The organism is Acetobacter conturbans (genome assembly GCF_011516755.1).
GTDB lineage: Bacteria > Pseudomonadota > Alphaproteobacteria > Acetobacterales > Acetobacteraceae > Acetobacter > Acetobacter conturbans.
Map to the genome: position 1 here is coordinate 128,564 of NZ_WOSY01000008.1, position 11,873 is coordinate 140,436.

The 11,873-nt window shown below is 56.4% G+C and carries 10 protein-coding genes and 1 tRNA gene; 8 read left to right on the forward strand and 3 right to left on the reverse strand.

Annotated features, from left to right (window positions below):
- Window positions 1-38: 38 nt before the first annotated feature.
- The 5 genes from GOB81_RS10010 (at window position 39) to GOB81_RS10030 (ending at window position 6,190) form a co-directional block, all read left to right on the forward strand.
- Window positions 39-779 (forward strand): WecB/TagA/CpsF family glycosyltransferase, encoded by a 741-nt coding sequence (locus tag GOB81_RS10010; protein ID WP_242010178.1) that lies wholly within the window; start codon window positions 39-41, stop codon window positions 777-779.
- A 239-nt stretch (window positions 780-1,018) separates the two neighbouring features.
- The gene (locus GOB81_RS10015; RefSeq protein ID WP_242010179.1) at window positions 1,019-3,031 is read left to right on the forward strand and encodes a GumC family protein; all 2,013 of its coding nucleotides are present in this window, start codon (window positions 1,019-1,021) and stop codon (window positions 3,029-3,031) included.
- Window positions 3,032-3,063: 32 nt separating this feature from the next.
- Window positions 3,064-4,182, forward strand: coding sequence for a glycosyltransferase family 4 protein (locus tag GOB81_RS10020; protein WP_338421349.1), 1,119 nt, complete (start codon window positions 3,064-3,066; stop codon window positions 4,180-4,182).
- Window positions 4,183-4,200: 18 nt separating this feature from the next.
- A complete protein-coding gene (locus GOB81_RS10025; RefSeq protein ID WP_173570274.1) occupies window positions 4,201-5,559 on the forward strand; it encodes an outer membrane beta-barrel protein in 1,359 nt (452 codons plus the stop codon).
- Between the two features lie 55 nt (window positions 5,560-5,614).
- Window positions 5,615-6,190, forward strand: coding sequence for a polysaccharide biosynthesis/export family protein (locus tag GOB81_RS10030; protein WP_242010180.1), 576 nt, complete (start codon window positions 5,615-5,617; stop codon window positions 6,188-6,190).
- 427 nt (window positions 6,191-6,617) lie between these two features.
- Here the strand turns inward: GOB81_RS10030 and GOB81_RS10035 are convergent.
- Window positions 6,618-6,693 (reverse strand) — tRNA-Asn (locus GOB81_RS10035).
- Between the two features lie 138 nt (window positions 6,694-6,831).
- Here GOB81_RS10035 and GOB81_RS10040 point away from each other — a divergent pair.
- Window positions 6,832-7,875 carry an ABC transporter substrate-binding protein gene (locus tag GOB81_RS10040; RefSeq protein WP_173570275.1) on the forward strand — a complete coding sequence of 348 codons (1,044 nt, stop codon included), beginning with the start codon at window positions 6,832-6,834 and terminating at the stop codon, window positions 7,873-7,875.
- 29 nt (window positions 7,876-7,904) lie between these two features.
- Here GOB81_RS10040 and GOB81_RS10045 read toward each other — a convergent pair whose 3' ends face one another.
- The gene (locus tag GOB81_RS10045; RefSeq protein WP_173570276.1) at window positions 7,905-9,143 is read right to left on the reverse strand and encodes a DUF2075 domain-containing protein; all 1,239 of its coding nucleotides are present in this window, start codon (window positions 9,141-9,143) and stop codon (window positions 7,905-7,907) included.
- Entirely contained in the window at window positions 9,140-9,928 is a 789-nt protein-coding gene (locus GOB81_RS10050) for a YdcF family protein (RefSeq protein ID WP_173570277.1), read from the reverse strand. Before GOB81_RS10050 ends, GOB81_RS10045 begins: the two co-directional genes overlap by 4 nt.
- A gap of 18 nt (window positions 9,929-9,946) precedes the next feature.
- Between GOB81_RS10050 and GOB81_RS10055 the strand changes: the two genes are divergently transcribed.
- On the forward strand, window positions 9,947-10,630 hold the full coding sequence (locus GOB81_RS10055; RefSeq protein ID WP_242010181.1) for a nicotinamidase: 684 nt from the start codon (window positions 9,947-9,949) through the stop codon (window positions 10,628-10,630).
- A gap of 105 nt (window positions 10,631-10,735) precedes the next feature.
- Complete coding sequence (locus tag GOB81_RS10060; protein WP_173570278.1) at window positions 10,736-11,842, forward strand: BMP family ABC transporter substrate-binding protein; 1,107 nt, start codon at window positions 10,736-10,738, stop codon at window positions 11,840-11,842.
- Window positions 11,843-11,873 lie beyond the last annotated feature (31 nt).

Below are 11,873 nucleotides of genomic sequence, written 5' to 3' on the forward strand. Positions count from 1 at the left end.
ATAGCTTCCCGGTCATCCCCGTTATGGGATTGCCGATCATGGACATCCCTCGCGAAGACATCATTGAGTGTCTGGTCGAGGCGGTGAAGCAGGGCGGTGCGGCGCGGGTTGTGAATGCAAACGCGCATTACGTGACATTATCGCAAAAAAACAGATGGATGCGTCAGCTGTTTCAGCAGTCCGAAATCGCTTTCTGTGATGGGGCAGGGGTGCAGCTGGCCTCTCTGTTCCTGACCGGCCAGCGGCCTCATCGTACAACACCGCCTGAATGGGTGGGCGATATGCTCTCCCGCCTTGGAAGCGAAGCTACGGTTTTCTGGCTTGGAGGCGAACAGGCGATAGCGGAAAAAGCCGCGGCGGCATTTGCGGAAAAATATGGGTGCCGAACGGTCGGGTGCCAAAACGGTTTTTTTGACCCCACACCGGGGAGCGCCGATGCTGAGCGGGTGCTCAAGGCAATCGTGGACGCAAAACCATCTGTCCTTCTCCTCAACATGGGCATGCCGCGACAGGAAAAATGGCTGTGGGACAACTGGGGCAGGCTGCCTCCGACAGTCGCGATCACGGCTGGAGCGCTGGTGGATCACGCGGCTGGTCGCGTGTCCCGTCCTCCTCGCTGGGTTGCCAATCTGGGTCTCGAGTGGCTTGTGCGCCTGACGCGTGAACCGCAGCGTTTGTGGCGTCGTTACATGATTGGGCTGCCGGTTTTCGGTTTCTACGTGTTACGCTGGAAACTCGCTTGTTTTATGGGTAAAAGTTCGCGCAAAACCCGTGGGTGAGCGCACCGACCGTCTTTTATCGCGACACTTTGTAAGGCCGTACAGGTATGCTTGATCGACCGCTGGATTGCTCATTCGAGCAGCCGAGAGCCGTTCCTCCCGTATCGGGTTTAGGGCTGTATGCACAGTCGTCGCGGTATTTCGGCATCGGATGGCGATATCGTTATCTGTTTTGCGTGGTTGCTGTGTGCATCCTTGCAATCGGAAGCGCTGTTGTTCTGTCTCTCAAAACATCATTCATGGCAGCTGCAACCGTCGTGGTGACGGCCCCTGTGAGTGACCCGCTTCAGCCCCCATCGCAGACAAGCCGCACCCTTGAAGATGATGAGCTGCCAACGCAGGCGGCTCTTATCGCGTCACGGGATGTCGCTGCTCTTGTTTTAAAGGAGCTGCCCCCCGTCCCGCCTAAAAAAGCTCATGACTGGCGGCATGCTCTCTGCTCGCATGGCTTCAAGTTCGGGTGCAACACCGGCACCGAAACGACGAGTAACAGCGCGGGTGAGATCGACAGGCAGATCGATGGACTGCTTGCGAGTGTGACCGTTGAGCCCTTGCCGAACTCCCGGGTGATCTCGGTAAGCGTTAAAGCGGATAATGGAGAAAGAGCGGCCGCGCTGGCAAATTCATTTGTCACGAACTATCAAAAACTGGCCTTGACCCAGCAGCGTATCGATTTGCAGCGCGAAGCTGAATGGCTCGATAGTCGTACGGCGGAGCTTCGGCAGCGCTGGCTTGAAGCAGAACGCGGCGCCAGCGCCTATAATGTGAAGCACGGACTGGTTAATACCAGCGGCGGTTCCCCCCTCGTCGAACATCAGATTTCTGATATGGCCGCAAGTCTGGGAGAGGCTCAGACACGCTATGCTGCTGCTCAGGCTCAGGTCAGTGCCTTGAAAAGCGCGATGCAGACCGGAGATCCGCAGACCATGCTGTCGCTGGGGCAGCAGCCACTTGTTACGGCAGCAGCGACCGAGTTGATGCAGGCGGAAACCAGTCGCGCTCAGAAGGCAGGATCGTTCGGCCCCAAGCATCCGGACGTTCTGGCTTTGGATCAGCAGATTGCGCTTGCCAGAACGAACCTTTCTGTCGCCATACGTCGGGCCCTGATGTCGATCAATGGTGAACTTGTCGCGGCCAAGGCGAATGTCGATCAGCTGAATGCTGATCTTGATCGGCTGCAGGTTCAGGCGGGTAAGCAGAGCGGCCCGCAGGCCGAATATCGTACGCTCGATCAGGAATCGCAAAGCGCCCGGAGTGTGTATGAGGCATTTCTTGATCGGGCCAAGCAGCTGACCGATCGGGTTGCTCTTCTGCAGCCACCCGTCATGTTTGTCTCTCACGCTGCCGTTCCGGCCTCAGCCACTTTCCCGAACCGCCAGAAATTGATGATCGGTGTTTTCGTGGTGGCGCTGGTGGGAGGTGTTTCGGCCATTGTGCTGAGGGCCGCTTTCTCTTCGGGTTTTGTTGATATTGATGAGGTACGGGGATTTTGCGGTCTTCCGTTGCTCGGAATTTTCCCGCGGCTGAGAGGAGAGAGGAAGCTTTCGCCGTCCTCTCTTGTTCGCGAACATCCTTTCGCACTGACCTCGGAAGCGGCCCGGGAACTTGGTGCGCAATTGACGCTGGCCAGCAACTATCGTTCCGGTGAGACGCGGATTGTCGCCATCACGTCTGCATTGCCGGAAGATGGCAAGATGACGCTTGCTGCCTGGCTGGCTTCTTCAGCCATTGAAGCGGGCGAAACGACACTGGTGATCGATGCGGATTTTGGCCGGAATGCAGGCAATCCCAAAAACCGCCACGGCAATACCAAAGGCTTTTCCGATGTTCTGGAGGGAGAGGTCGCGGCGCGGAATGTGATTGTGAGAAATGACAGTTGGGGGGGCGATTTCATGACCGCCGGGACCCCACGTGGTTATATGTTCGATCGCACTGAAATCTCGCAAATTCAGGATCTTTTCCGTGACCTGTCCCGCTCTTACCAGTTGATCGTCGTGGTCGCGCCTCCCTTGGGAGTGGTCGCTGGTGGTTTGACATTGGCTGCCATCGCCGATCAGACGATTTTTGTCTGCCGGTGGGGACGCACGTCTCGCGAAGTGGTAAGCGCGTGTGTAGAACGGCTTCGGTTGTATGGTGCCCGGCTTGCGGGATTTGTTGTGACCGGTACGGAGCCCAAGTCATTCAACTTGCTATGTGGGGCCCACCTCACTCGTAAGGAATCGCGGTTGATCGCGCAGCGGCGCCAGGCCTGAAAGATACGTTGGTTGTGAAGGTTATTCATGTAGTGCGTCAGTTCAGCCCTTCTGTTGGCGGGCTGGAAGACGCAGTTCTCAATCTGGCTTATCAGCAGCGGCACGCTTTGCAGGTTGATGCTCAGGTCGTCACACTCAATCGCGTTTTCAAACGGGAGGGTGTGTTGCCCCCACGGGCATCCATTGACGGTATTCCTGTCGTGCGGGTGCCGTGGTGTGGAACAAGCCGCTATCCGCTTGCTCCCAGTGTCCTGGCGCATGTCGCTGGCGCTGACCTGATTCATGTTCATGCGATTGATTTCTTTTTTGATTTTTTTGCACTGACAAAGCCATTTTTACGGAAGCCACTTGTCGTTTCGACGCATGGAGGTTTTTTCCATACTGGTGCTTATGCCCGACTGAAAAAACTCTGGTTTTCTACACTCACGCGGGCAAGCGTGCATGCGTACGATAAAATTGTGGCATGTAGCGAAAATGACGCCACGATTTTCTCTGCGATTGCGGGCAACCGTCTTCTCACCATCGAAAATGGAATCAATCAGGATAAATTCGTAGATGCTTCGGCGAAGGAACCGACGCGCACGCTGGTCAGTTTTGGTCGATTTTCACCGCACAAAAGACTGGATCTCCTTTTCCCGTTGCTGGCGGCTTTGAAGAAGCAGAATCCCGAATGGCGGCTGATTATTGCCGGGAGGCCAGCAGAGCTGTCAGTGGCGGATCTGGAAGGATTGGCCCAGAAATCCGGTGTGCAGGATGCCGTCAGTTTCGTTGCCGAGCCTTCGGATGAACAATTGAAAAACGTGCTGTCCGAAGCAAGCTGGTTTGCAAGTTTTTCTGATCATGAAGGATTTGGACTGGCTGCAGTCGAGGCTCTCTCGGCAGGCCTGATACCGGTCTTAAGCTCCATTGCCCCCTTCCGTCGTCTTGTTAGCCTGACGGGAGTGGGTTTGCTCGCTGACGGAAATAATATTGCCGCTCTGGCCGGTAAATTGGAGCAGCAGCAACAGGATGTAGCCTCCATGGGGATGCAGCGCGCGGCCGCCATGAAAGCCGCAGCGGCTTATGACTGGAAAGATGTCGCACGCCGGTACGTTGATGTTTATAAAGACGTTCTGCGGATGGATACTTTGTCTTCTTCTGCCCGTTCCTGATCAATGAGAGGGAAACTCGTGGTAGGTTTCAAGGCGCGAGACGAGCAGCGGGCGGCATGGCTTTCATGCCAGTGGTTGTTTTTAGTGATGATAATTCTGGGTATTGGATATTCTCCGCGTGCGAATGCACAGTTGATTAATCAATATTTTCCTTCAGAGTTGCCCGGTTATTCTTCAGATGCGACTGGCACGGTCTCATTGAAAGAAATTTTACTGAACCAGCATCCCGGAATACCCGTGGGAGCATATTTTCTTAAACCGGCCGCGTCGCAACAATTTGGTTATAATACCAATATTCTTGGTGCGCCGCATACGGCTGGCCCCATGTTTATCACCAATGCGTCTCTGGGGATGAACTCGAACTGGACCCGCCATGCTATCGGTGCGTCTGTGTCGGTGGCCAATCAAGCTTATCCGACGCTTGCCGCGGCAGGGTACACGGACTGGAATGCCTCTGCGGGGGGCTCCGTCGATCTGGGGCGTGATGTGGCGTCCCTAGGCTATTCGCATGCCGTCAAGCATCTTTACGCTACGGATCTGGGCAATTTTGGTATCAGTTATCCGGTCCCCTATACTTCCGATGACGTGCGGTTGAGTTATCGAAAGAACTGGACGCGTTTTGCGCTGATTCCTTCAGCCGCCTATGATAATTTTTCTTTTGGTAATAGTGCGGGCACCCTGCCAACAGCCGCTCGTAATACTGCCCTTCTGAGCCATCAACTCGAAACCCAAATGTTGCAAGGGCGTTTTGAAGTCTCGAAAGGGAATGCAATTGTAGCAATTTTACGGGGATCGGAAGCGCAATATAGGACGAAACCGGGTGTCGTGCCGAGTGATTACATCGGTGGTGGAGGCTTCTTGGGTATAGATCTGCGTTCAGATCCTGTTTTGCAGTATCGTGCAATGGTGGGCGGAGAAACGCGTTACTTTACGCGTGGCGGTGGCCGTCCGATCACTACACCCACTGCTGAACTCAATATATTATGGCTGCCTAATCAGATGAACACTTTCACCCTGACCGGTCAGCGTGGTTTGTTCGATCCGACTTCTCCATTTTCACGAAATCAGACTATGTCGACTGTGTCGCTTCTATGGGATCGGGAGTTGCGCAGGGATATCATTTTTCATGGAGATATTGGGCTCTCCCGGACGGATTCCCGGGCGACGCAGGCTAATGCTTCAGCGCTCCAGCAGACACAGAGCAAATTCGCAGCTTCTATTGACTGGCTGTTTACTCGTGATTTGAAACTGACTGTACAATACAGTCATCTTTCAAGTTACATGAAGCACGGTATCCCGGCGGTTTTGGCAACAGGGAATTCACGCGCGACCTTTACCAGTAATACGTTTACATTCGGAATCTCGTTTGTTCGATAATTTTCCATCAGGCAGGCTTTTGCCCGTCTGTCCTTCAAGGAGAGCACACAAAACGATGTCGAGACATCTGCTAAAGCGTGTTGTTATGGTCGGTATGTCTTGCGTTGCGCTGGCTGCCTGTTCCCCCACGCACGGCCTTAAGCCGATCCCATCTGTCTCTGGTCCTTACAGGCTGGGATCTGGTGATCAGATCCGGGTGCTGACCTACAATGACCCGCAGTTGAGTAATACTTTCATGGTCAGCGATGCGGGGACTATCGATTTCCCATTGCTGGGAACTGTGCGTGCATCCGGACAGACGCCGCAGGGATTTGCATCGGCTCTCGGGCACCAGTTGGGCTCACGGGGTCTTCTGCACCAGCCTAGCGTTTCGGTGGAAGTGGCGCAGTACAGGCCTGTTTTTGTTCTTGGTGAAGTGCAGCGGGCCGGTCAGTATAACTATCTTCCTGGTATGACCATGGAAACAGTGGTTGCTCTGGCTGGTGGTTATACGTATCGCGCCATTAAAAATACTGCCAGTGTCGTCAGAACTGAGGGTGTTGCTGAAGGCAAGGCAATTCAGGGCAAGATCACCCCTGCAACATCACTGGCTCCCGGTGATGTCGTGACGATTTACGAGCGTTACTTCTAAAACGGGAGAGGTTTATGGTCAGCCCCGCAACGTGCTGACCATAAACCAAGTGATTGCCGCCCAGATGGGGACGCAGAATAGTGCCCCAAAAGCCATCCCACGGAAGGCGGAAAAGCCTGCTTCTTTAGAAGTGGCAGTGTTGTCGTTTTGGGTGGATCTGAGAGGATGAGCATCAGTCCATGCAAGACGAGGAGGTATCATTTTTGATGAAGACATGGGATTTTCTCGTTTAGAATTTTATCCTGCGTCTCAATAACGGTATTTTGGTAAAATAATCCTTAACGGCGTTAGCCGTGATCTATCCGAATTATTGAAATTCAGTGAAAAATCGGACCTGAATGGGTCGTTTTTCTGTGTCAAAGCACAATGTCTTACAAACTCTGTGTGGTTTGTAACTGGCTTCACATTCAAATTTTAAAGAAAGAAATGGTTCCCGAAGTAGGACTCGAACCTACGACCCAGCGATTAACAGTCGCTTGCTCTACCAACTGAGCTATTCGGGACCAGTTGTGGAGGCGGATATAGCCAACCCCGACACCTCCGTAAACCCCTTTTCGAGAAGTTTTTTTCGTTCACGGTTTTGACAACAGCAGGGCCAGCGGGCAGCTAAAGGCCGTCGGTTTGGCAAGGAACGGGAACGTATGGACGCTGATGAACGGGAGAACAAACGCCCCCGTATGCGGAGGCAGATTCTCATCGGTGCAGGGGCGACTATCGGTGCTGCGGTTTTAGGTGACCTTGCGTGGAAGAAAACGCATCCACGCAAGACTGTTTTGCAACCAGACGGACAGGCGCGCAGCCTGACAATTGCATGGCCATCCCCGGAAGATGACCTCATTCTGATCGTGGCGCGGGAGAGAGGTTTTTTCGAACACTACAACCTCGATATCACGACGCAGCCGTGCATCACGGGACGTCAGGCGATCACCATCCTCGCGAATGAAAAGGTGTGTGGTGCGGTCTCCACGGCCCTGGCATGGTTGCCCGCACTGCATGGCGGAGTGCCCGCGAGACTGGTCTCAGGACTGGGAGCCGGCACTTACCGGCTGCTCGTGCGGCGGGATGCCGGTATCACGCGGATCGACAGTGTGGTGGGCAAGACCATAGCCGTTCTGAACGAAGATGCCGGGGACCAGCGCTTTTTTTCCATTCTGTTGCGTCGGAAAGGCATTGATCCGGCGAATGTGCACTGGGTGCCGGTTTCAGAGGATCGGATCGATCAGGCGCTGGCGGCGCGGGACGTGGATGGCGTGGTCCTGCATGATCCGGATGGCTGGCAACTCCTGTCCGAAAATCCCAAAATGCTGACTGAACTTGCTGGGTCCACGACAGGAAATTATGCAGCGCGCGTCAACAAGATGCTTGGCCTCTCCAACCGTTTTCTCGCCGAAGACCCGAAGGGCGCGGCGGCTCTCGTCCTCGCTTTGCGCGATGCCTGCCGCTGGATTGAAAAGCATCGCGACGAAACCGCTGCTCTGCTAGCTCCCCATATCCCCGATATGGACGACGACGAAGTCAGGCGCATGCTGGCGCACGAACCTGCTCCGGTGCATCTGCTCGTGCCCTGGCTGCGCGATCAGGTGGCGGAATACGCCGATGAGCTCAAACTGCTTGATTTGCTGCCTGATGCGCTCGATTCAGGCGCTTTTGCCCGCTCCGTGTGCCGGAACGTGCTGCACGCCTGATCGGGGCTGTGGCAGGGCGGCCGAAATTTTTAGCCGCGTTCTTTCCAGAGGAGCATCAGGCGTTCATTCAATGCCGGATCGACGGCCTTGATATAGAGACCTTGCCGGGCGCGGGTCAGGATCACGAACAACGCGTTTGCCATGACCTGGCACTGGGCGCGTGGTGTGTCGGTGATCCGCCCGCCACCGCTGAATGCAGCGCGATCTTCATAGCGATCAGGATGGAAAACCACGCGGTCCGTCACCTTGTCGTAGGACATTGAGGGGCCGAGAATCACACCGGCATAATTCAGGTCGAAACCCTGCACGGTGTACACGGAGCCTACCTCGTCGATGGATTCCGGTCGCTCGGCCCAGGGGAGGGGATGCGTCGGCTGATTGCGGTCCCAACGCAGATGAAACGATCCGGTCTGAACGAAATGATCCTCTCCGTTCAGGGTGTAGGGAAAGTCATAAGTCGCCAGAATGCGGGACTGACCGCACGCGTCGTTGCGTTGGCATATATCGTCATACATGCGTGCAGCATCGTCGTAGATCCGAAAATCGAAATGCTGTTTCGCGGGAAGAGGCAGGAGGTGTCCGTCGCACAGCGCACGAATCCATGTCATTACGTCCGGGTTTGCCTCTACCCGAAACTGTTCGGTCAGACTGATGGTTTCCGTGGGAATTCCGGCAAGGAGCGTGCGGAGATGGGCGTCGTCCCAATATCCTTTGAACTTCAGGGTCTGGCGGGGATCGAACACCAGCACCACAATCCGTGCCAGCTTCAGGATTTCTTCAAGCTGGTTGGACTGCCGGAAATGATTATATGGGTCAGTGCGCGTCAGCAGCAGATGCGCCTCGTCGATAAACACAATATCGACGCGCTGCTCTGATTTGTGCATGGCATTGATGAAGGATGTCGGACGCTCATAATCCTTCTTGCGTAATGTCGGTATGGTGGCGGCGATATTACGATACAGCTTGATCATCTCGGGATGATTGACCAGCAGTATGTTCCGCATCCCGTGGAGTGAGCGTGTGCTGTCCCTGTCTCGCGCTTCCGACTGAATGCGCTGAAAAGCAGTGTTGAGCACAAGACTTTTCCCGGTCCCGGCATCCCCTTCCATCACCAGGGCGGCGTGTCCGTCGTGGCTGTGCCGTTCACAGAAACGGACGATGCTGTCCACCAGTCTTTGTTGTTCGTCAGTCAGGGGCTGAAAAGGAGAAAGCCTTGTGACTGAGGCGTTTCCCCGGTCCTCGCTTCTGAGGGGAGAGGTCGTCGTCATGACCGTTTCTCCGGTGCGGGAAACATGGAATCGGTCCATCCGCGCAGATAGTATGCGACCATGCCGATCCATTCGTGAGCCGCCCAGTCGAGGGTGGCCATGCGACCGCCCAGAGAGAGGGAATAACCCCGCAGGTTGTCACGGGAGAGATAGCCGACCGGCCAGGGCAGAACATGCCAGCCTGCCTTGCGGAAGACGCCAACCGAGCGCGGCATATGGCTCGCGGATGTGACCAGAACCCACGTTTCGTCAGGCTGCGGATGCACAAGCGCGTAGCTGTCGGTCGCGTTTTCTCGCGTAGTACGCGAGTGGTTTTCATAGATGACCCGTTCTTCCGGCAGGCCGAGGCCTTCAAACAGGATGCGCACCCACTTCGCTTCGTTCGCCGATCCCTGCACGATGTCGCCCGAGCCGCCGGTGAAGACCAGCTTTGCATCAGGATAACGACGGGCCAGAGCGACGAACGTGGTGAGGCGGTCGCCCGCTGCGCCGGTCACGGGTATCTGCCGATCCTCGCTGGTGAGATCGTCGATGGAACCACCGAGAACTATGATGCCGTCCACATGCTCTGGCGGCGTCCTCACCTGAGGAAACCGGTCTTCAATCGGGCGTATCACCCACTGATCAACGGGAAAGACGAGACAGGTCGCGAGGCCGAGTGCCCCGAGGCCCACGAGAACGCGGCCGAACAGGAAACGCCGTAGCAGAAGGCCGAGCAGCAGAGTCTCGACCAGAAAGGCTGTTGGCATCATGGCCATGGTCAGGATCTTGCCGATGACAAACATGGAGGCGCTCCCAGCGTGATGACAGAGGCCAAGCCCATAAGCCCGAACGGAAAGAGGGGCAATGAACAGGATCATTGCGGTTCCGCAGGGAAAGACAGGCTGGTTATCCTGAGTTACTCTTCTCCCATGCTGACGATCTCCTCCGCCGACGCCCTGCTCGTTGTTGACGTGCAGAACGATTTTCTTCCGGGTGGTGCTCTTGCGGTGCCGGATGGGGATGCTGTCATTCCCATCATCAACCGCCTGATGCGCCTGCCGTTCGGAGCGATTGTCGCCACGCAGGACTGGCATCCGGCCGGACATTGCTCTTTCAGGGAGCAGGGCGGTCCCTGGCCGGAGCACTGCCTCACCGACACGCAGGGAGCGGCGCTGGCGGATGCGCTTGACCGTGCGCCGCTCGCTCTGGAATTGCGGAAGGGCAGGACACAGGCGGTGGACAGCTATTCCGCCTTTGTCGAGAACGATCGCCTCACGCACACCATCCTCGCCGACTGGCTAAGCGAGCGCGCGATAAAGCGGGTGTTCGTGACGGGTCTGGCTCTGGATTACTGCGTGACGGCCACAGCAATGGATGCGCGGAGGGCAGGGTTTGAAAGTCTCATTGTCGTTGATGCATGTCGTGGCATTGCGCCGGAAGCGGAGGCTATCGCTCAGGCGACTGCCGCTGGGATCAGGATCGTGAAAGAACAGGATTTGTCTTGACGCCGCCAGACACCTCAACAAGTCTGTTGAAACGGCATCGAAATTAAAATGGAAGACGCAGGGTTGACGGACAGTTTCGGCGCGGACCGTGGAAAAGCGCTTTTCATGCCGCGACGGCGAAGGCTTCTGGCTGGCATGGGCGCTCTCGCCGGAAGTGGTCTGTGGCGTCCCGTCAGTGCTTTGGCCGATGCACCCACCCTTGCGCCGCATTTGCCTCCCCTGCGTGAAGAAGATGCGCTGGTCGCGTTCGGTCATACCGGCCCGATCACCGACGGAGGATGGTCGACGGCGCACGACAAGGGCGTGCAGGCTGTCCGGAAAGCCTTTCCGAAGCTGCGGACGGTTTATGTGGAATCGGTACCTTATTCGGCCGATGCGACACGCATTTTCCGTCAGTTCGTGGCCGAAGGGGCGAACATGGTGTTCAGCACCTCCAACTATGGCGATTTCATCAAGGATGTCGCGGATCGGGCACCGGAGGTGGCGTTCCTCGAATGTGACGGTGTGACGGTCACCGGCAATCTCGGCTGGTATTACGTCACCCACTGGTATCCGAGTTACATCATCGGCATCGCCGCCGGTCTCATGACCAGAACCAACCGGCTCGGCTATGTCGGGACGTTTCCCATTCCCTCGGTCTATGCCAGCGCCAACGCCACGCTACTGGGCGCGCAGTCCGTGAACCCCGGCTGCACCATGCACGCGGTCGCCACCAATTCATGGTTCGATCCGCAGGCAGCGACACAGGCCGCCACCGCGCTGGCCGACAGCGGGTGCGATTTTCTCTGTGGGATCACCGATGAGCCGGCCTTCCTGCGCGTGGCGGAAAGCCGTGGCCTGAAGGCGGCCATGTGGAATCTCGACATGCGACGTTTCGGCCCGAAGGCCTATGTCAGCGCCGTGGTGCTCGATTTCGCATCCTTCTATATCGATCAGGTGCGGGCCCGTCTGAACGGAACCTGGCAGGCTGCTGCCAACTTTCTCACACTCGCTCATGGCGTTGACCGTGACGCATGGGGAGAAACGGTTCCGCAAGCCATCCGGGAGCAGGCCGATGCGATGCGGGACCGTATTCTGGGGGGATATAATCCGTTCCGTGGACCGATCCGCGACAACAGCGGAACTGTCAGGATTCCGGCAGGCACGGTGATGGACGACAATGCCATCTATCAGTGGGACTGGGGCGTGCAGGGGATGACGGGTCTTGGCTGATCCTGCGACCCAACCGGACACCCGGTCAGTG

What these genes read in the sequence shown, in the direction of transcription:
- GOB81_RS10010 (WP_242010178.1), top strand. Translation starts at nt 39, where the DNA reads ATGGACATCCCTCGCGAAGACATCATTGAGTGTCTGGTCGAGGCGGTG.
- GOB81_RS10015 (WP_242010179.1), top strand. Translation starts at nt 1,019, where the DNA reads ATGGCAGCTGCAACCGTCGTGGTGACGGCCCCTGTGAGTGACCCGCTT.
- GOB81_RS10030 (WP_242010180.1), top strand. Translation starts at nt 5,615, where the DNA reads ATGTCGAGACATCTGCTAAAGCGTGTTGTTATGGTCGGTATGTCTTGC.
- GOB81_RS10040 (WP_173570275.1), top strand. Translation starts at nt 6,832, where the DNA reads ATGGACGCTGATGAACGGGAGAACAAACGCCCCCGTATGCGGAGGCAG.
- GOB81_RS10045 (WP_173570276.1), bottom strand. Translation starts at nt 9,143, where the DNA reads ATGACGACGACCTCTCCCCTCAGAAGCGAGGACCGGGGAAACGCCTCA.
- GOB81_RS10050 (WP_173570277.1), bottom strand. Translation starts at nt 9,928, where the DNA reads ATGTTTGTCATCGGCAAGATCCTGACCATGGCCATGATGCCAACAGCC.
- GOB81_RS10055 (WP_242010181.1), top strand. Translation starts at nt 9,947, where the DNA reads ATGACAGAGGCCAAGCCCATAAGCCCGAACGGAAAGAGGGGCAATGAA.
- GOB81_RS10060 (WP_173570278.1), top strand. Translation starts at nt 10,736, where the DNA reads ATGCCGCGACGGCGAAGGCTTCTGGCTGGCATGGGCGCTCTCGCCGGA.